Consider the following 18,780-nt stretch of genomic DNA (forward strand, 5'->3'; position numbering starts at 1 on the left):
CAGAACTTAGGAATAAGTGCTGACACCCTATTTGTTTACGGTTTGAGGACTAAGAGAAATTCTTTTACTGTTTAGGAATTTATTCTGCAATGCTCTCATGGTAAATGACTAGATAGTTTAATTATGCTTGTGCTGAAGTAAATAATGACTCCATCTTTACTTTGCTCTTCTCTCGAATTTCAGCATCTGCGTGTCTCATAACGTATTTATGCGCTACAGCGATTGCTAAAACATCATCTAATAAGCCAATCCCAATAATAGCAGCTATATCTGGAATGAAATCGATTGTTAATACGTAATAAGATAAAGCGGCTAATATTATGAATTTTGCTTTAGTAGGTAATTCTTTCTTTTTCATTGTGTAGAATAAAATAATACTTTCATATACGCTGGATTTACCGAGGTTTACAGAGCTTTTTCTGAACTTTTTCCAAAGTGTCTGTTTCTCCATATAAACACTCCTTTTACAAAAACATAGATTTTTTAAAAGGATGGACAAAGAAGTGAGAGATTAATCAATTTTATTGTTTTTCTTAATTATATATTTCCATAAAAATAGGGGAATACCTGTTCAAAATAATATAATGTGGATTATGCAACGATTCACAGTGTTCCATTACATAGTATATATATTGTAAGATGTATGTGGGTGATTTAGTTATTATTATGCATTTTATAAGCGGTATGGGGGAAGAAAAATGAAAATAATAGAACTACCAATTGAATTCGAATTTAACGGGCAAAAACAATGTATTTATCCAAGTTTAATTATATTACATAATGAATTAACGTTAGTTGATACAGGATATCCAAGTTTTTTACCTTTAATTGAAAATGCAATATTAAAACATGGATATGAGATGAAAAACTTAAAGAATATAATTATTACCCATTATGATGACGATCATATAGGGGCTGTATATGATTTTAAAGTGAAATATCCAAATATTAATGTTATTGCTAGTGAAATTGAATCTAACTATATTAATGGTGATATAAAATCAGAGAGGTTAGTTCAAGCTGAAGAAATGTTAGAACGTATGCCAAATGAAGAAAAAGAATTTGGCAAATGGTTTATACAACAGTTAAAAAATATAAAACATATTTCCGTCGATGAAAAAGTACATGATGGTCAAATGATTTTGAATAATGAATGTCAAGTAGTGGCAACGCCAGGACATACCTCGGGGCATATTTCATTATATTTTCCGAATTTAGACTGTGTAATTACAGGAGATGCAGCGGTTCAAGAGAATCGAGAATTAGTTATAGCTAATCCGAATTTTTGTTTAGATATAGAAAGGGCGGAACAGTCTTTAAATAGGATTAAAAGTCTTAAAGCAGCACAGTATTATTGCTATCATGGAGGAAAACTTACTGTATAAAATAATAAAAAACCAATCTTTTTGATATAGAAAAGATTGGTTTTTTAATTCATAGATTCTGCAATTTGAATTAAATCCTTTACGTTATATTTACCTTGTATATAGCGTTTGTTACCAATTGCAATTGTATATTGAAAACCATTCTGCTGAAAGATAAGCTCATATGCTGAATCAAAATGAGGATTATATAATGCTTTTATATTATTTTTTAAGCTGTAGAACTTAGCTCCACTAGGTACATAGAAGCCTAATTTGTTTTGAACTGGTGAAACAGTGATTTTAAAAATCCCATTAATATCTTCATTGTAGTATTGGAGGTTTAAGTAATCGTTATAAATGTACCCTTGAAATTCGTGGATTTCGAACGGGAATTTTGTAGGAGTAAGTATATGTTCCTTACACTTCATTTCATATTCTTTTACGATAGTAGCTTCTTTCATAAGTGGATTCCCATCATAAATTTGATTGATTTGAGATATTTTATTATTTTTTGTTACTATTTCTAAAATGAAACCGACAGTAAATTCATCATTAGTGCCTTTGAAATAAGAAATAAGAATTGTAGTATCTTCTTTTGGAGATGGTACTATTTTAATTTCATGAATAGGTTTTTCCTTTTGGAAAGTAGGTAGTTCAACTCCTTCTGTTACATATGACTGCATTAATTTTTTATCATTTTTGAGTAAAGCTTGTTTAAATTCACTTATCACATTTGTTCGAGATTTTGCCATAATAATTGAGGTCGACTGAAAATATAGTAAGAAAAATATGCAAAATATCTTTATGAATGTAGTGTTCAATTCCATCACCCTTTAACTATGTTTTCGTAAATTTGAAATATATATGTATAGGAGGGGAGAAGATGAGTTTATTGCTTGATGTAATAATGGATATAATTTTGTTTTATCCTCGAAATGACATGAAATTGAAACACCATATCGCAAAATTAAGTGAATTAGAGTGGTTTCGAAATCTATATGAAGATCCGAAGTATACAAGTTTAATTGGGAGTAATAGAAAAATTAAGAAGTTCATTTTGTCTTCTACTAACATGGAAGCATTAATAAAATCTGAGAAAAAGCAAAAAGAATTTGTTCATCTAGTACAGGATGAATATAAAAAAAGAAGATAAGAATTTTTTTATTTTTCATATTTGGCGAAACAAATGGTACAATGAAAGCTAATGTGAAAAATAAGGAAAAGAAGTGGTCTATTTGAAAAACTTTTTAGAATTAGGAATTAGTGAAACTTTTAATCATACATTACGTGAAAATGGAATTACAGAAGCAACACCAATTCAAGAGAAAGCGATTCCGGTAATACTGTCTGGTAAAGATATAATTGGTCAAGCAAAAACTGGAACAGGTAAAACACTTGCATTCGTGTTACCGATTTTAGAGAAAATCGATCCAGCGTCTAGTGATGTTCAGGCTTTAATTGTTGCACCAACAAGGGAACTAGCACTGCAAATTACAACTGAAATTAAAAAAATGCTTGTTCAAAGAGAAGATATTAATGTACTAGCGATATATGGTGGACAAGATGTTGCGCAACAGTTGAGAAAATTAAAAGGTAATACACATATTGTTGTAGCAACACCGGGACGATTATTAGATCATATACGCCGTGAAACAATTGATTTAAGTAATCTTTCAACAATTGTATTAGATGAAGCGGATCAAATGCTTTATTTTGGTTTCTTATATGATATTGAAGATATTTTAGATGAGACACCAGGTAGTAAACAAACGATGTTATTCTCAGCAACGATGCCAAAAGATATTAAAAAATTGGCGAAGCGTTATATGGATGAACCGCAAATGATTCAAGTACAAAGTGAAGAAGTAACGGTTGATACAATTGAGCAGCGTGTCATTGAGACGACAGACCGTGCAAAGCCAGATGCACTTCGTTTTGTTATGGATCGTGATCAGCCATTTTTAGCTGTTATTTTCTGTCGTACAAAGGTTAGAGCGAGTAAGCTTTATGATAATTTAAAAGGATTAGGTTATAATTGTGCTGAACTTCATGGTGATATACCTCAAGCGAAACGTGAAAGAGTTATGAAGAGTTTCCGCGAAGCTAAAATTCAGTACTTAATCGCAACGGATGTAGCAGCTCGTGGACTTGATGTAGATGGTGTAACGCACGTATTTAACTTTGATATCCCTGAAGATGTAGAAAGTTATATTCACCGCATTGGCCGAACAGGACGTGCAGGTGGATCAGGTCTTGCAATTACGTTCGTTGCAGCGAAAGATGAAAAACATTTAGAAGAAATTGAAAAAACGCTTGGTGCACCAATACAAAGAGAAATAATCGAACAACCGAAGATAAAACGTGTAGATGAAAATGGAAAACCGGTACCAAAGCCGGCTCCGAAGAAATCAGGTCAAAATCGTCAAAGAGATAGCCGTGAAGGTTCAAGAAGTGAATCAAGACGTGATTCGAGAAATAGCTCAAGAAATGATTCAAGAAATAGTTCGAGAAATAGTTCTAGAAATGAAAATAACCGATCATTTAATAAGCCAAGTAATAAAAAAGGTAATACAAAGCAAGGTCAGCAAAGACGTGGTCGTTAAAGTATGAAGTGGTAATTGGGATGAAGAGTTATATCGTTTGTTAATAGAGAAATCGATATATAATAAAAAAACTTGATAAGATTATCAATGTAGAAGGAGTCACAAAATTTGTGGCTCTTTTTGTATTACATGATTAGGTTGGTATGCATTTGCACCATAAGAGTAAAGTTTATAATTTCATTTACCGTATTTAAAGTGATTTAAAAAATAAAGAAAAAATAAAATGTGGTGCTTTTACTAGTCTGAAGGTTCAAATAGTTATAAGATAATTTTCTGACTATTAAAATATGGAGGGGTATTAATGAAAACTGAAATGTTATACACACAAGAAGACATTTTAAAAATGCTTGATTCATTATTAAGACCTGCTGAACCCTTTTGGAATGAGTTTTATGAGAATAGAGAAAAGGATGTTCCGTTTTTTGAAAATGTTCCAGATGAGAATCTAGTTTCGTATATACAAAAAGAGAGGGTTTTAACAGGGAAGGTATTAGAACTTGGATGTGGTCCAGGTAGAAATGCCATTTATTTAGCGACTCAAGGATTTGATGTAACAGCAGTGGATTTATCTGTAGAAGGCATTAACTGGGCAAAAGAGAGGGCATTGGCAAAAGGGGTAGCAATTCATTTTATTTGTGATTCAATTTTTAATTTAGAGGTTCAAAACGAATTTGATTTTGTATATGATTCGGGCTGTTTGCATCACATTCCACCGCATAGAAGAATAAATTATGTGGATTTAATTAAAAACTCATTAAAATCGGGTGGTTATTTTGGATTAACATGTTTTGCGGCAGGCGATTTAGATGAGCGAAATGGATCAGAAATAACAGATTGGGATGTATATAGAGGGTGGAGTCTACAAGGTGGTCTTGCATACTCGGAAGAAAAGTTAAGAGAGATATTTAAAGAATTTGAGGTAATTGAGATTAGAAGGATGAAACAAATGAAACAACCGAATGAAATGTTTGGAGAATCATTTCTTTGGACAGCATTATTTAAGAAGAAATAAGAAAGTAGATAATTGACAAACTCATCGTTTTTATAGACAATATATTCATAGGAATGTACGTTCGGTTTTTGAGTGGCGTATGTTTTACATAAATACATAACAAGGGGCTGTCTCCATATGAGTAACACAAATCAAAAAATTACTACGTTTTTAATGTTTGAGGGCAAAGCTGAGGAAGCGATGAATTTTTATACGTCGCTATTTGATCAATCAGAAATTGTAAGTATTTCTCGCTACGATGAAAATGGACCTGGTAAAGAGGGAACTGTAATTCATGCAACTTTTACGCTAAATGGCCAAGAGTTTATGTGTATTGATAGTTATGTAAATCATAATTTTACATTCACTCCAGCTATGTCTCTTTATGTAACTTGTGAGACAGAAGAAGAAATTGAAACGGTCTTTCATAAACTAGCGCAGGATGGAGCAATTCTTATGCCTTTAGGTTCTTATCCGTTTAGTAAAAAGTTTGGCTGGTTAAATGATAAGTATGGTGTATCTTGGCAGTTAACTCTTGCTGAATAAAAAAGAAAAAGCATAGCTTATTTGTTTAATGGATTTAGTTAAAAGCTTGAAAAATTAAATAACATAAAAAAGCGTTCCAACTGTCAACAGATTTGGAATGCTTTTTTTGTGGAAATGAGTTGTTTAAAACTTACCAATTCTACGATTATTTTAAATGAATGGAATGGATGTGTAATTTTTTGTCTTTTTAGAATTTTTTAGTAATTTTTGCGTTTATCTGTTAATGTAAATATAGACAACTATGTATGAACTATTAGGCAGGTTAATAGAAAAAGGAAAGCATTAAGCTTACACATTGAATACAACTAGATTGCTAGGAGGACTAATCGCAATGGATATTACACAACAAAACAGTAATGCATGGGATAAGAAGGTTGAAGAAGGTTCTAGATACACGCAGCCTGTAAGTAGCGAGATTATTGAGAAAAGCAAATCAGGTGAATGGGAGATTACAGTCACTACGGAAAAGTCAGTTCCTAGAGAGTGGTTTCCAAAGTCATTAGATGGATTAAAGATACTTTGCTTAGCGTCAGGTGGTGGACAACAAGCACCTGTTCTAGCTGCTGCTGGAGCAGATGTAACAGTTACTGATATATCTAAGAAGCAATTGGAACAAGATGAAAAGGTAGCAAAAAGGGATGGTTTGTCTTTAAAAACCGTACAAGGAGATATGTCAGACCTTGGTGATTTTGAGGATGAATATTTTGATATTGTTGTAAATCCTGTCTCTAATTTGTTTGTAAAAGATGTTCATCTTGTATGGAATGAAGTTTCTAGGGTTTTAAAGAATAAAGGTATTCTTATTGCTGGATTTACAAATCCGTTACTATGGATCTTTGATGATAACCAAGAACAAAAAGGTATTCTTGATGTTAAACATTCAATTCCTTCATCAACATTGGATTATTTACCAGAGGATGAAGTTCAAGATTACATCGATTCAAATCAAACAATAGAATATGCGCATACTTTAGAAGACCAAATCCAAGGCCAAATTGAAGCTGGTTTTGCTATAACAGGTTTTTATGAGGATGATTTTGGTGGGACAAGGATATTAGATAAGCATATTAAAACATTTATTGCGACAAAAGCTATAAAGTTAAAGATGGATTAAGAATTTTTGCTTGTCATACGGGGCGTTAGTCGAAGAATGCTCTTAAAATAGAAAAGGATGGTGCTTTCCATCCTTTTCCTTATGTATTTTGAGTGTCGAAACTATTCTCAAAACAAGTTTTATACTACCAATTGTATAATTAGGTTATGCTTTTATATTAAGAATTTTGCTGACCAAATCTTTTCCCGAGTTTAGCTAACAATTCAGGTTGATCGCTTTGGCTCATTATAACTTCAATAAAGATAAGTTGATTCTTATTAAAAGTTATATTTGTTAAGACTTCTGCTAATTCTGCTTCATTTTCTACTTTAAATGTTAGACTTTTTTCTTCTGACCCAAATACCATTGATAGTTTATTGTAATCCCACATTTGTATATCATTATAAGGTTGGTTTTGGCCGTGAATGGCACGTTCAACGGTGTATCCGTTGTTATTGATTAAAAATATAATCGGTTTTAAATTTTGACGTAGTATAGTTGATAACTCTTGGGCAGTTACTTGGAAAGAACCATCACCAATAATTAAAATGTTGCGCCGTGATAAATTGGTGAGCTGTGTACCAAGTAGAGCGGGCAGTGTATATCCGATAGATCCCCATAACGGTTGTCCTACATATGCAGTGTTATTAGGTAGAGGGATAGCAGCACTACCAAAGAAAGGTGTTCCTTGCTCTACAATTAAGACGTCGTTTTCTTGTAAGAAATGGTACATTTGCTGCCAAAAACGTTTTTGTGTGACCATTTGTGCTTTTGGAATGAACTCTTCAGTAAAAGGTGATGATTCTAAAATAAATGGCTTAACGTCAAGGGTATCTTTATTACGATGCTCAATTGAATCACTTAAATGTTGTAAAACATCCTGCATTACAACTGGACCGTATTTTTTATCTATAATTTTCACAGTGTAGGGATGGATTTCTATAACTTGTTCTTTTGTAAAACCTTGTGTGAAGCCGCCTGTAATAGTATCAGTTAACTTCACACCAATACTAATAATACAATCAGATTCATCAATTCTTTTTCTCAAGTACGGAGAACTTACATCACCAGTATAAATCCCTATAAATTGAGGGTGTTTTTCTGGGAATATTCCTTTTCCCATATTTAACGTCGCGATGGGAAACCCAGTTTTTTCTACAAATTGATGTAAATTTTCTTTAGCGTGAAATCGATCTACTTCAAAATCAGCTAAAATTACAGGTTTTTTGGCGTTATTTATTATTGAAGTGGCATGTAGTAGCATTTTATCCAACGCTTCTTTATTACTTAAAATCGGTTTATATAAAATTGGTTCTGTAGGTTTATTAATTGGTTTATTATATACATCAATCGGCAAATTAATATGAACAGGGCGTTTTTCATTCCAACATGCACGTAAAACACGGTCAATTTCCTCAGCAGCATGCTCAGGTTTTACATTTGTTTGTGCCACAGTGATTTCTCGATACATATTGGAAAAGTGATCGAACTTTCCATCTCCTAACGTATGATGGACGATTGCTCCATTTTCCATTACTTTTGTTGGTGGCGTACCCGTGATTTTTATAACTGGCACGTTTTCCGCATATGAGCCAGCAATACCGTTTATAGCGCTTAATTCTCCAACTCCGAAAGTAGTAATAAGAGCAGCGATTCCTTTTATGCGAGCGTACCCATCTGCTGCATATGCAGCATTTAATTCGTTACAATTGCCAATCCACTTTAAATTTTCATGTGCTACCACATCATCTAAAAAGGCAAGATTATAATCACCAGGAACCCCAAATATATGTTCAATTCCTAATTCATGTAGTCTATCCAATAAATATGTACTTACAGTATATTGTTTTTTCAAATGAATCATCTCCTAATTATGCAATGAATGTTTCAATAGACTAAATAAGTTCTAATGCGTTGATTAAAATATTCATTACTAGATTGTGGTATAATTTACATACAGGGGGAAAGTAGATGACACAACATAAAGAAGAACAGATGAATGAGGCATTAGCATTATTTTATTTTGCATATAAAACATTTACTGAAAAGCCAGATGAAATTATAAAAGAATATGGCATTCAACGAGTACATCATCGAATTTTATTTTTTATCGCACGTTTTCCAGGGATAAGTGTAAATGAGTTATTATCACTATTAGAAATAAGTAAACAAGCTCTCCACGGACCGCTACGTCAACTTGTGGAAAAGGGCTTGATTGAGAGTAATGAAGCTATGCATGATCGACGTGTGAAACAGTTGTCTTTAACAGAAAAAGGTACAGATTTAGAGAAAAAACTGAGTGATGTACAAAGACAACAAATGGGTGCTATTTTTTCAAAATTTGGTGAATCATGTGAGGACAATTGGCACCAAGTTATGAATGAAATGGCAAATAGCCGATCAGGTTTTGATGCTTGGATAACGAAACGTGAACTACCAGTCGATCAAAAATAATGAAAAAACTTCTGTTTTTATCGTTTGAAAAAGAACAAATTTTATCCATACATTTGGCAACTATGATTTGGTCATAGAGTGAATGGATAAAAAGATACATTACTAGATACTTTATACGTGTACGCAATGGAACAATAAAATTCACATTTCCGAAAGGGGAATTATAATGATAAAACTTGTACTTATTCGTCACGGACAAAGCTTATGGAATCTTGAAAATCGCTTTACTGGATGGACAGATGTTGATCTATCAGAGAATGGATTAAGTGAAGCGAGAGAAGCAGGAGCAATATTAAAGAAAAACGGATATACTTTTGATGTGGCTTATACATCTGTATTAAAACGCGCAATTCGGACGTTATGGATTGTACTTCATGAGATGGATCTTACTTGGGTCCCAATACATAAATCTTGGAAGCTAAATGAAAGACATTATGGTGCATTGCAAGGGCTGAATAAAGATGAAACTGCTCAAAAATATGGTGAGGAGCAAGTTCATATTTGGAGAAGAAGTGTTGATGTAAGACCACCGGCTCTTACTGAAGACGATTCTCGATATGAAGCGAATGATCCAAGATATAAAACACTCAAAAAAGGTGAATTTCCGTTAACTGAATGTTTAGAGGATACGGAGAAGAGAGTACTTGCTTATTGGCATTCAGAAATTGCGCCGACATTAAAAAGTGGTAATAAAGTAATTATTTCATCACACGGTAACACAATTCGCTCGCTAGTAAAATATTTAGACAACCTTTCAAGTGATGGTGTAGTTTCATTAAATATTCCCACTAGCATTCCGCTTGTTTATGAATTAGACGAAAACTTACGTCCGATTCGTCATTATTATTTAAGTATGGATGGAGAAGTACCTGAAGGGGAAATTCCGAAACATATTTCTTTTTAATACGAAAATTTGAAATGAATGCTTGTCTACATATACAATATAGACTCATGGTAAAGTGAAATTTTAATCAGTGGGGGTCTTACTGCCCACAAATAACAGGATAAAAGAAGTGGTACTTTCTAATGTATATGCGATGTAGCTAATTTTAGAAGCTTGTCCACGTCTTTTGTCATAAAGAGAGCAGCTTGCGCATGTAATGATATCGTGAGTAGTTTTTGAATGGAGGGTGATGTGATTAATGATCTCTAACATTCGAATTGGCTTATTTGTTTTAGCGATTGTCTTTGTAGTCCTTGTTTTCTTTTATTGGAAAAATGAGGAGTTGTACGAGGAGAAAAAGCAACGTATTAGAAAGACTTGGTATGGTTTGTTTATCATATCTGTCACCGTGTATTTCATGATAAAAGGAATTGATTTAACCCTCTGGAAAAATCTTTTAATGTTTACTGCAATGGTTATTTTTGTTGATATTGCGTTCATTTTAACACCTAATATTTCTGAAATATGGGGTGCGAAATTTAGCGATATTGGCAAGACAGTTCAATCAATAAAACGATCATTAATTGCATCTAAAGCGAGAGGAGAAATATACACGACAATTATTCAAAATGTTAATCCAGCAATATTCGGTACGATGGAATGGCATACGGAAGAGGAATATACAAAGAGCTTAAATGCATTTTTAGATTCATATGGGGAAAAGATTGGTGCGAAAATTGTTGTTTTTGAAGCCGCGAAAGAATTAAATACAAACTTTCGTGGTATTCGCTCGCAATTTAGTATTATCGTTCCGTTAGAACATATCGAGCAATTGAATGAGCAGAAAGCGGTGCAAGTAGAAAATGTCGGGATTATACCAGCAAAAATAGTAAGTGACGTTTTCATTGTTATTGATGGAAAGAAAAATAACCTGCAAGATCGGGATTTTGAAAATGTATATAATTTAACAATACATCATAGTTATTTTAGTAAATAAGGACAGAATCTTTTTCTGTCCTTTTCTTCTATACATAAATTAAAAACAAAATCCGACAAAGTTGAATAAAATTGGACAATCATTCCTACACTAGCATGTAGAGGTGATTGTAGTGGTAAAAGATTATGACAATGATTTTTTTAAAGAAGGTAACGAAGATACAACAGATTTCTCTTTAATAAAAGGGGATACGTTGCAGCAAGTAGAAGAATTAGAAGAAGAATTAAAAAGAAAATCATAAGTGTACACTCTTTCTACATTTGCTATATAATATAAATAAAAGGTTGTATCTTTTTGAAAAGGGGGAGAAGAGATGGCTGAAGTCAATGTGCAAAAGTCTTCGTTTTTTAAAGAAAAAAAAGAAGAATCAAATACAGATTTCTCTCTTGTGAAAGGTGCATTAACGGAGAATATAAATCGGTTAGAGAAACTGATGAATAATAGTAGTTCAAAATATATACAGGTGAAAAGAACAAAAGAAAATGCATAGAGCATTTTCTTTTTTTTTATTTAATAGTAAACTTTTCTCTTATTTTTTCAGGCAAATCTGCTTTCTGAATCTCTTCATAGGACTTTACTTCAATTGATGATATTTCATTTTTATTATTATCATCTTGATCTACATAAAGGCGTAAAAACGCGTCTGCATTTAATTTATGATTGTTTTCTTTTTTTGTACTTCTAAATGTAATTTGTTTTTTGACGCCATCTTCATCATATGCGGGCAGCGTATAGTTTCGTAAGTTTCTACCATCTACCTTTTCGATAGTTCCTTCGCCTTTTATCTGCATGTAATATACATCTTTACCAATTCTATTTAGTGACGCTCTCTCACAGCCAATAGTAAAACTAGAAAATAATAAACATAGTGTAATAATTGCTAAAAACTTTTTCATTTTCTTTATCTCCTTTAATGTGTTTCTTTAAAAAGTATACGGCTATTATTAAATGAGAAAAATCGATATAGATTACAATGCCCTTACAATGTTGTAAGAGTGTTTTACATAAAATGAACAATAAAAGTTAAAAGAAAGGTAAAATAATGAATCATGGTATAATGATAAAAGACTTACATACTATTTTTTCATTTTGAAAGGAGCTTGAAAAATGTATTCTACTTTAGAACAATTAACAAAGCACCCTGTATTTTATCATTTTGCAGAAATTTCAAAGATTCCTAGAGGATCAGGTAATGAAAAGGAAATTAGTGATTATTTAGTGGGCTTTGCAAAAGAGCGTAACTTAGAAGTCATTCAAGATGAAGCATTAAATGTCATTATTAAAAAAGAAGCAACAGCTGGTTATGAAAATGTACCAGCTATTATTATTCAAGGTCATATGGATATGGTTTGCGAAAAAAATCAAGCAACAGTACATGATTTTGAAAAAGATCCAATTGAATTAAGAATCATTGGGGATATGTTATATGCAAATCAAACAACTTTAGGTGCTGATAATGGTATTGCAGTTGCGTATGCATTAGCTTTATTAGATTCAAAAGAAATTACGCATCCAGCACTTGAAGTCGTTATCACTACTGAAGAAGAAACGACAATGGGCGGGGCTTTTGCTATTGATCCAAATCATTTTGAAGGAAAGATATTTATAAATATTGATTCTGAAGAAGATCATAAATTACTTGTAAGTAGTGCAGGTGGTGCGAAAGCTGTTGAAACAATTCCCGTAATTTGGGATGAAACGCCAGCGAATATGGATGCATACCGTCTATATGTTGGTGGTCTAAAAGGCGGACATTCTGGTATGGAAATTGATAAACAACGTGGTAATGCGAATAAAGTATTAGGACGAGTATTACGTGATTTATCAGCACATACGGAGTTTAACATAAGTGAAGTTCACGGCGGATTAAAAACGAATGCAATTCCGCGTGAAAGTGTAGCTACACTTTTAATTCGTACAGAAGATGTAGGACAAGTAGAAGAAAAACTAGAATCATGGACACGTGTATTACAAGAAGAAATGCGTGCTGTTGATCCAGATGTTCATGTTACACTGACAAAATTGGATGAAAAAGTTGAAAAAGTATTTGCTAAAGAGACACAAAAGCAGCTTATTTCATCATTATTCTTAATTCCAAATGGCATTCAAAGTATGAGCATGGATATTAAAGGTCTTGTAGAAAGCTCAACAAATTTAGGCGTTATTGAAACGTTGCAAGATGAAATTAAATTACGTAACGAAGTGCGAAGTTCTGTAAGTAGTTTAAAACAACATGTTGCAGAAGAAATCAAATATATTGCTGAATTAGTTGGTGCTACATTTGAAATAGAGTCAGAGTATCCAGAATGGCCATACAATCCAAACTCACAAATTCGTAATTTATTTGAAAAAGTGCATCAAGAAAAATACAATAAAGAAATTGAAATCTTCGCTGTGCATGCGGGGATTGAGTGTAGCGCATTCGTTCAAAAAATGCCTGAATTAGATGCAATTTCATTCGGACCAGACATTTTTAACGTCCACACTCCAGATGAACATATCAGTATCTCTTCTGTAGTGAATAACTGGGGATTCTTCATTGATGTAATGAAGGGTACAAAAGAATTAGCTAAGTAATAACGACGAAATAAAAAGGAGCCTATAAAAATTTATAGGCTCCTTTTTTGTATTGGAATTTATCCCGCTATTTGCAGAGCAGCCCGATTGGTTTAACTAACAATCAGTGGGGGATGAATAAAACCACTACTGATCAAAGTTTCACTTTATGAGAAGTCATTTTTCGTTAGTATGTAATATTAAGCTTGAACAATTAATAAGGATGAATTGTTGATGTTTTTTAGTACTGATGAAGGGGTGGAGAAATGAAGGGAAGAAAGCATTTTATTGTTTGTATGTTTTTATTGTTCTTCACATTTAGTTTTATTGGTGTTCAGAAAATAATAGCAGAGGAAGTTGAATTTACAGGAACAACAGCTCCATTGAATGTAAATGTTAGAGAGGCAAAAAGTTTGAATGCAAATATTGTAGATGTGATTCCCGGAAATACAAAAGTATCTTTTAAAGGATGGGAGTATGGTGAAGCGGTTAAAGATTACTGGACAGGAAATTTAGATAATCGTTGGTTTTATTATTTTAAAGATGGAAAAAAAGTATATGTAACGTCAGCGTATATTAATGGAAATCCTCCAAATACATCAATAGATCGTAAATTATCTGTACCTAACATATTACAAGAAAGATCAAATTGGTGTTGGGCAGGCACTTCGGTTTCAGTTTTAAATTATTTTGGGAAAACTCCTTCACAAGATCAGTACGTTAGGTATGTTAAGGGTGGATCATATAATAATCCTGCAACTTCACGTGAAATACAATATGGATTATCGGGATATAGTGTTAGCTCAGCTATAAGTTCTGGAGCAAAATCGTATGATTGGTTCAAAAGTCAAATTAATAGTAATCAGCCGATGATTGCACTCATTATGTGGCAAAATGGAGCTAACATCGGACACTTTGTAGTACTTGATGGATTTTATAAAGGGACAAATGGAACAGATTATATAACGTACATGGACCCTTGGTATGGTGATCATTATAATTATAATTTCAGTACGTTCCATAACAATAATAATTTTTGGTGGAGTGAAACTGTTTATAATATCCATGCAAACTAATAATATTAAAAGCGGGGGTTCATAAATGGGAAAACTACTTAAGCTTGTGATACCGTGCATGTGTTTAATGACCGTTATTATTTTCGCTAGTAAAATTAGTTATGCATCAAAAAATAAAAGTGAATCGGTACAATCGATCGCATTAAAAGATTATCAATATAGTAAGGGAAGTTCTTCTGAAAATTTAAGCTTTGAAAAAATAACAACATCTCCATTTTCGTTACCAATCTATGAAACAATTCCAGCACAGCAAATTTTAAATAGCTCTGAATTTAAGCATTTACTATTACCAACAAATGAAAAGTTGTGGTTTATTATGAAGGGTGAGCAGCCAGAAGGACTAATTGTTGCGAATGATATTGAACCGATTCGAACGGGCGGAGAAAATAGAAGTAAAGATTTATATGGATTATATACAGCAATAAAGAATAATACAAATGAAACAAAAGATATTAGTTATTTCGAATTTGAAGGACAAGGAATATTGGTAGTAAATCAAAATAATGATCAAGAAATATACCTTAGTAAAGGTGCCGCTGCCATATTAAAACTTCCTGCTGGTCAAAAAGTATTGAGCAGTGAAGTATTACAGAAAATGAAAGAGAGAATTGTAACTGCTTTTGAATAGTTAAATATAAACTGAATAAACAAATTAATAAATGAATGAATATGTATTTAATATGAAATTTCATGTACTGTATTATTTTCGAAAATAATACAGTACATAGTATAAAAAGGATAACAAAAGAAAAGAGTGTAAGATTTTATGAAAAAATGATGATTATAGTAGAAATAGTTGATTCTTACTTGTTTTGTATAAAGTTCGATTCAAATTACACTTTACATTTAAAATATTTAAATAATTCAAATGGAAAAGCTTGACCTTCACACTATGTAAAGGTTTACAGTAAGACAGAAAAGGAGGTTAAGAAATGAAAAAAATAACGAATTTGTGTATGAGTGCTATACTAACCACATCTATTTTCAGTGGTTATGCTCTAGGGAAGGGGATTGAGAAAGTTCAGGCGAAGGAAATTGAAAAAACGCAAAGAAAAGATATGAAGAAAGTAGAGGTGCGAAAACAAATAGGAAAGTATACAATGCCAGATGAAAAAAACAAACATGAAGGAACATGGCTACAATGGCCTCATGAATTTACATATGGGCAAAAATATCAGCAAGAAGTAGAGCCAATTTGGATTCAAATGACAAATGCTTTAAGTAAAGGCGAAAAAGTTCATAGTGTTGCATATGATCAAGAAGAAAAAGAAAGAATTACTGAGGTTTTAATAGATCACGGGGTAAATATGGAGAAAATTGATTTCTTTATCGCACCTACTGACGATGTATGGGCGAGAGATACTGGACCAATTTTTGTTTATGATAATGACAAAAATCTAAAGATATTAGACCCAGGATTTAACGGATGGGGAAAGAAAACACCATATAAGAAAGATGCTCGTCTTCGTGAGAATCTTAGTAAACAGTTAGGAATTGAAAGAATTGATTGGAATAAATTTGTTCTTGAAGGTGGCGCAATTGAATTAGATGGTAATGGAACTGCTTTACTAACTAGAAGTGCTGTAACGAATAAAAATAGAAATGCGAAATTGTCAGAAAAATATATTAGTGACCTTGGGGTAACAAATTTTATTTGGTTAGATGGATTACCTAACTTAGATATTACTGATTTTCATATTGATGGATTTGCAAAATTCCACGATAAATCTACTATTATAACATTAAACAAAAAAGATTTAGCTGAATGGGGAACGTCTGATAAAGATATTAACAAGTTGTTGCAGGCAAAAGATGCTGAGGGGAATAAGTACAAGTATGTATATCTGCCGCTAAGCAAGAATAATGTTACATTAGAAAATGGGAAGCAGCTTGATTATAAAGGTTCATATATTAATTATTATATAGCGAATCAAGTTATCTTAGTTCCTAACTATAATGATCCTAATGATAAAATAGCAAATGAGATGATTCAAAAACTTTATCCTGATCGTAAAGTTGTGGGGATTGATGTAAGAGAGCTTTATAAAAATGGTGGTATGATACATTGTATTACTCAACAACAACCAATTAATTTAAAATAATATATTTATAGTGTTCAGTGGAGTTTTCTATTTCTTATGAAAACCTGTTTATCTATAGGATAGGTAAAGATGCGATGGCATTTTTACCTATTTTATTGTAATTTTTATGAGTTAAGTATACCTTTCCTATAAACTGAAGAAACCCACCCTTTTTGAAAAAAGCTTAATCAAAATGGATGGATTTTCTACATTAAAAGCTATACTTGCTGTTGAAGAAGAAACATTGTCTAAAGGTATGTTTTTACCTTTTAAAAGTCGTTTGAATCCCTTCAATAAAACATCCAAAGAGTCCTCTATTATTGGGGTTTTAAAAGTTTCTGGTACAATCATTCTTACTAAAATATCTAAATACAATCTATATTTGTTCTTTTAGCAAGCCATACATGCCCATCAGCTTCAGAATTACCTTAAATAATAAAAGTTCAGCGACTTTTCTGTTTTTATTTGTAAATGAACACATTATACTTGGCCAATTATTGTGCAACCTTTTCGAATAAATGATTTTCTTTATTTGAAAATAAGGGTGCATCTATAAAACCATAATGATAAACTAAAATACCTAATTCCACTCTAGAATTAATATGCCATTTTTCTTTAATATGATTAATTATCGTTGAAATTCTTCGAGGGGTAACATATATTTTTTTTGAAATTTCTACATCTGTAAATCCTTTTGCTACATAAATAGCCACTTCTAACTCTCTTTCGGTCAACATTCTTTTCATAAAATACGCTCCTTCGAAATTATCTATATAAAAATCAAAAGAAACTATTAAAAGAAATAAAGGTGAAAAACCATATTTATTTTAATCTGGCTATTTGCGGGTAGTAAGACTCCCACCTCAAAATTTAGATGTGGCAAAGAAGTCGGACTCCCTGTAAAAGCCTACCTGGAGTGGACTAATAATCAGTGATGATGAATAAAACTCCCATTGATTATTAGTGAACCATATTTTAATAATTTCTCGTATTGTGATACAAGTTTGTAAAAGAAACTATAAATCCATATAATTAGTAATTGTAACTATATTAATTTTACATTACATTAAAAGTTGGAAAATATTCTTATACTCATAAAGTGTTACATTTGAGGGAGGAAAGATGGAATTCTACAATCTTGGTATTATTATTAAAGAACTTAGAAAGAAAAAAACATGTCACAATCTGAATTATGTCATGGAATATGTTCACAAAGCCAAATTAGTAAGATAGAAAAAGGTATTATTTATCCATCTAGCATATTGTTGTATCAATTATCTGAAAGACTTGGTATTGATCCAAATTATATATTTGCGCTAACGAAAAACAAAAAAATAAAATATATTGAAAATGTAAAATGTGTAATGAGAGATTGTGTGAAACAAAAAGAATATAATGAGCTTTACGAAATAGTGAAAAAAGAGAAAAACGAAAATAATTTCCAATCAAAAGAAGATAAACAATTTCTATTATGGCATGAAGCGATTGCTATATATTATGTAAATGGAGCAACAATTAATGCTTTTGACATTTTAAATAGAGCACTAAAACAAACCTTAAGTAGTAGTAACTTTTTATCAGAAAAAGAAATAAGCATAATGAATTCAATTGCTATAATACATGCAGAAAATGAAGACTATGAGAAAAGCATAAATATATTAAAACAAAGTTTAATTAATTTTAATAAGATAGAATTCCCTAGAGAAAAAGAAATCAAATTAAGACTCATTCATACGTTAACAAAATGTTTACACCTTGCAAATCAATATGAAGAAGCAATAAAGTATAGTGAAATAGGCATAAAATTAGCTATAAATATGAATACTTTATACTTATTAGGTGAATTGTTTTTTGAAAAAGGTGCAATTTTATTAAAAGTTCAGCACTCTAATGAAGTTGGTTTAACATACATAAAAAAGGCATTATTTATATTTGAATTAACAGAAAGAAAACAATATATAAAAATGATCAAGGATAAATATATTAAAAATCAAGAATAAACAAGAAATAATTCTAACATAAGTTATTCCTAATTGGTATTTATTCCTAAAAAAAGTACTGTAATACGAACTATTCCTAATTGTTATTTATTGCTAAAATAAATACCGTAATATTAGATAAATATAAAGGGTGGCA

21 protein-coding genes and 1 pseudogene are annotated in these 18,780 nt (G+C 31.7%); 16 read left to right on the top strand and 6 right to left on the bottom strand.

Translation table 11 applies throughout. The annotated features are described in order from the left end of the window. Positions 1-121: 121 nt before the first annotated feature. Positions 122-451, bottom strand: coding sequence for a YkvA family protein (locus QCI81_RS25895; protein ID WP_000415094.1), 330 nt, complete (start codon positions 449-451; stop codon positions 122-124). Positions 452-698: 247 nt separating this feature from the next. Here QCI81_RS25895 and QCI81_RS25900 point away from each other — a divergent pair, with 247 nt between their 5' ends. After that, positions 699-1,385, top strand: coding sequence for an MBL fold metallo-hydrolase (locus tag QCI81_RS25900; protein WP_071729938.1), 687 nt, complete (start codon positions 699-701; stop codon positions 1,383-1,385). Positions 1,386-1,429: 44 nt separating this feature from the next. On the opposite strand, the gene QCI81_RS25905 is transcribed toward QCI81_RS25900, so the two are convergent. After that, positions 1,430-2,191 carry a hypothetical protein gene (locus QCI81_RS25905; protein WP_081366264.1) on the bottom strand — a complete coding sequence of 254 codons (762 nt, stop codon included), beginning with the start codon at positions 2,189-2,191 and terminating at the stop codon, positions 1,430-1,432. 56 nt (positions 2,192-2,247) lie between these two features. On the opposite strand from QCI81_RS25905, the gene QCI81_RS25910 reads away from it, so the two are divergent. From QCI81_RS25910 to QCI81_RS25930, 5 genes are all read left to right on the top strand, one after another. Beyond that, entirely contained in the window at positions 2,248-2,517 is a 270-nt protein-coding gene (locus QCI81_RS25910; RefSeq protein WP_071729940.1) for a hypothetical protein, read from the top strand. A gap of 73 nt (positions 2,518-2,590) precedes the next feature. Continuing rightward, positions 2,591-3,967 carry a DEAD/DEAH box helicase gene (locus QCI81_RS25915; RefSeq protein ID WP_353810919.1) on the top strand — a complete coding sequence of 459 codons (1,377 nt, stop codon included), beginning with the start codon at positions 2,591-2,593 and terminating at the stop codon, positions 3,965-3,967. A gap of 301 nt (positions 3,968-4,268) precedes the next feature. Continuing rightward, positions 4,269-4,979, top strand: coding sequence for a class I SAM-dependent methyltransferase (locus QCI81_RS25920; RefSeq protein ID WP_071729943.1), 711 nt, complete (start codon positions 4,269-4,271; stop codon positions 4,977-4,979). Between the two features lie 117 nt (positions 4,980-5,096). After that, complete coding sequence (locus QCI81_RS25925; protein WP_000072495.1) at positions 5,097-5,504, top strand: VOC family protein; 408 nt, start codon at positions 5,097-5,099, stop codon at positions 5,502-5,504. A gap of 331 nt (positions 5,505-5,835) precedes the next feature. Then, positions 5,836-6,618 carry a class I SAM-dependent methyltransferase gene (locus tag QCI81_RS25930; RefSeq protein WP_071729945.1) on the top strand — a complete coding sequence of 261 codons (783 nt, stop codon included), beginning with the start codon at positions 5,836-5,838 and terminating at the stop codon, positions 6,616-6,618. A gap of 157 nt (positions 6,619-6,775) precedes the next feature. On the opposite strand, the gene QCI81_RS25935 is transcribed toward QCI81_RS25930, so the two are convergent. Further along, positions 6,776-8,461, bottom strand: coding sequence for an alpha-keto acid decarboxylase family protein (locus QCI81_RS25935; protein WP_353810920.1), 1,686 nt, complete (start codon positions 8,459-8,461; stop codon positions 6,776-6,778). Positions 8,462-8,568: 107 nt separating this feature from the next. Here QCI81_RS25935 and QCI81_RS25940 point away from each other — a divergent pair, with 107 nt between their 5' ends. From QCI81_RS25940 to spoIISB, 5 genes are all read left to right on the top strand, one after another. Then, positions 8,569-9,051, top strand: coding sequence for a MarR family winged helix-turn-helix transcriptional regulator (locus QCI81_RS25940; RefSeq protein WP_000191889.1), 483 nt, complete (start codon positions 8,569-8,571; stop codon positions 9,049-9,051). A gap of 166 nt (positions 9,052-9,217) precedes the next feature. Beyond that, positions 9,218-9,955 carry a 2,3-diphosphoglycerate-dependent phosphoglycerate mutase gene (gene gpmA / locus QCI81_RS25945; RefSeq protein ID WP_016512840.1) on the top strand — a complete coding sequence of 246 codons (738 nt, stop codon included), beginning with the start codon at positions 9,218-9,220 and terminating at the stop codon, positions 9,953-9,955. Between the two features lie 238 nt (positions 9,956-10,193). After that, a complete protein-coding gene (locus tag QCI81_RS25950; protein ID WP_071729949.1) occupies positions 10,194-10,931 on the top strand; it encodes a type II toxin-antitoxin system SpoIISA family toxin in 738 nt (245 codons plus the stop codon). A 112-nt stretch (positions 10,932-11,043) separates the two neighbouring features. Beyond that, positions 11,044-11,172 (top strand): hypothetical protein, encoded by a 129-nt coding sequence (locus QCI81_RS25955; RefSeq protein WP_000237819.1) that lies wholly within the window; start codon positions 11,044-11,046, stop codon positions 11,170-11,172. Positions 11,173-11,244: 72 nt separating this feature from the next. Beyond that, the gene (gene spoIISB / locus QCI81_RS25960) at positions 11,245-11,421 is read left to right on the top strand and encodes a stage II sporulation protein SB (RefSeq protein WP_000852629.1); all 177 of its coding nucleotides are present in this window, start codon (positions 11,245-11,247) and stop codon (positions 11,419-11,421) included. Between the two features lie 16 nt (positions 11,422-11,437). Here spoIISB and QCI81_RS25965 read toward each other — a convergent pair whose 3' ends face one another. Next, on the bottom strand, positions 11,438-11,827 hold the full coding sequence (locus tag QCI81_RS25965) for a YxeA family protein (protein WP_000713869.1): 390 nt from the start codon (positions 11,825-11,827) through the stop codon (positions 11,438-11,440). A gap of 211 nt (positions 11,828-12,038) precedes the next feature. On the opposite strand from QCI81_RS25965, the gene pepD reads away from it, so the two are divergent. The 4 genes from pepD to QCI81_RS25985 all read left to right on the top strand — a co-directional run bounded on the left by pepD (position 12,039) and on the right by QCI81_RS25985 (position 16,665). Then, on the top strand, positions 12,039-13,508 hold the full coding sequence (gene pepD, locus QCI81_RS25970; RefSeq protein ID WP_048656315.1) for a beta-Ala-His dipeptidase: 1,470 nt from the start codon (positions 12,039-12,041) through the stop codon (positions 13,506-13,508). Positions 13,509-13,753: 245 nt separating this feature from the next. Beyond that, complete coding sequence (locus QCI81_RS25975) at positions 13,754-14,563, top strand: C39 family peptidase (RefSeq protein WP_071729951.1); 810 nt, start codon at positions 13,754-13,756, stop codon at positions 14,561-14,563. 25 nt (positions 14,564-14,588) lie between these two features. Continuing rightward, positions 14,589-15,191 carry a hypothetical protein gene (locus QCI81_RS25980; protein WP_071729953.1) on the top strand — a complete coding sequence of 201 codons (603 nt, stop codon included), beginning with the start codon at positions 14,589-14,591 and terminating at the stop codon, positions 15,189-15,191. A 304-nt stretch (positions 15,192-15,495) separates the two neighbouring features. Then, on the top strand, positions 15,496-16,665 hold the full coding sequence (locus tag QCI81_RS25985) for an agmatine deiminase family protein (RefSeq protein WP_353810921.1): 1,170 nt from the start codon (positions 15,496-15,498) through the stop codon (positions 16,663-16,665). A 126-nt stretch (positions 16,666-16,791) separates the two neighbouring features. Here the strand turns inward: QCI81_RS25985 and QCI81_RS25990 are convergent, their stop codons facing one another. Both QCI81_RS25990 and QCI81_RS25995 read right to left on the bottom strand, forming a co-directional pair. Then, the gene (locus tag QCI81_RS25990) at positions 16,792-17,019 is read right to left on the bottom strand and encodes a hypothetical protein (RefSeq protein WP_170925995.1); all 228 of its coding nucleotides are present in this window, start codon (positions 17,017-17,019) and stop codon (positions 16,792-16,794) included. 119 nt (positions 17,020-17,138) lie between these two features. After that, positions 17,139-17,390 (bottom strand): response regulator transcription factor, encoded by a 252-nt coding sequence (locus QCI81_RS25995; RefSeq protein WP_000827555.1) that lies wholly within the window; start codon positions 17,388-17,390, stop codon positions 17,139-17,141. A 376-nt stretch (positions 17,391-17,766) separates the two neighbouring features. Here QCI81_RS25995 and QCI81_RS26000 point away from each other — a divergent pair. Beyond that, a pseudogene (locus QCI81_RS26000) lies at positions 17,767-18,644 on the top strand (helix-turn-helix domain-containing protein). Positions 18,645-18,780: the final 136 nt, after the last annotated feature.

Origin of the sequence: Bacillus cereus group sp. MG20 (genome assembly GCF_040459885.1) — a bacterium.
GTDB classification, from domain to species: domain Bacteria; phylum Bacillota; class Bacilli; order Bacillales; family Bacillaceae_G; genus Bacillus_A; species Bacillus_A cereus.

Excerpts from the sequence above, each read along its gene's own strand:
- QCI81_RS25895 (WP_000415094.1), bottom strand. The coding sequence starts at position 451 with ATGGAGAAACAGACACTTTGGAAAAAGTTCAGAAAAAGCTCTGTAAAC.
- QCI81_RS25900 (WP_071729938.1), top strand. The coding sequence starts at position 699 with ATGAAAATAATAGAACTACCAATTGAATTCGAATTTAACGGGCAAAAA.
- QCI81_RS25905 (WP_081366264.1), bottom strand. The coding sequence starts at position 2,191 with ATGGAATTGAACACTACATTCATAAAGATATTTTGCATATTTTTCTTA.
- QCI81_RS25910 (WP_071729940.1), top strand. The coding sequence starts at position 2,248 with ATGAGTTTATTGCTTGATGTAATAATGGATATAATTTTGTTTTATCCT.
- QCI81_RS25920 (WP_071729943.1), top strand. The coding sequence starts at position 4,269 with ATGAAAACTGAAATGTTATACACACAAGAAGACATTTTAAAAATGCTT.
- QCI81_RS25925 (WP_000072495.1), top strand. The coding sequence starts at position 5,097 with ATGAGTAACACAAATCAAAAAATTACTACGTTTTTAATGTTTGAGGGC.
- QCI81_RS25930 (WP_071729945.1), top strand. The coding sequence starts at position 5,836 with ATGGATATTACACAACAAAACAGTAATGCATGGGATAAGAAGGTTGAA.
- QCI81_RS25935 (WP_353810920.1), bottom strand. The coding sequence starts at position 8,461 with ATGATTCATTTGAAAAAACAATATACTGTAAGTACATATTTATTGGAT.
- QCI81_RS25940 (WP_000191889.1), top strand. The coding sequence starts at position 8,569 with ATGACACAACATAAAGAAGAACAGATGAATGAGGCATTAGCATTATTT.
- gpmA (WP_016512840.1), top strand. The coding sequence starts at position 9,218 with ATGATAAAACTTGTACTTATTCGTCACGGACAAAGCTTATGGAATCTT.
- QCI81_RS25950 (WP_071729949.1), top strand. The coding sequence starts at position 10,194 with ATGATCTCTAACATTCGAATTGGCTTATTTGTTTTAGCGATTGTCTTT.
- spoIISB (WP_000852629.1), top strand. The coding sequence starts at position 11,245 with ATGGCTGAAGTCAATGTGCAAAAGTCTTCGTTTTTTAAAGAAAAAAAA.
- QCI81_RS25965 (WP_000713869.1), bottom strand. The coding sequence starts at position 11,827 with ATGAAAAAGTTTTTAGCAATTATTACACTATGTTTATTATTTTCTAGT.
- pepD (WP_048656315.1), top strand. The coding sequence starts at position 12,039 with ATGTATTCTACTTTAGAACAATTAACAAAGCACCCTGTATTTTATCAT.
- QCI81_RS25975 (WP_071729951.1), top strand. The coding sequence starts at position 13,754 with ATGAAGGGAAGAAAGCATTTTATTGTTTGTATGTTTTTATTGTTCTTC.
- QCI81_RS25980 (WP_071729953.1), top strand. The coding sequence starts at position 14,589 with ATGGGAAAACTACTTAAGCTTGTGATACCGTGCATGTGTTTAATGACC.
- QCI81_RS25985 (WP_353810921.1), top strand. The coding sequence starts at position 15,496 with ATGAAAAAAATAACGAATTTGTGTATGAGTGCTATACTAACCACATCT.
- QCI81_RS25995 (WP_000827555.1), bottom strand. The coding sequence starts at position 17,390 with ATGAAAAGAATGTTGACCGAAAGAGAGTTAGAAGTGGCTATTTATGTA.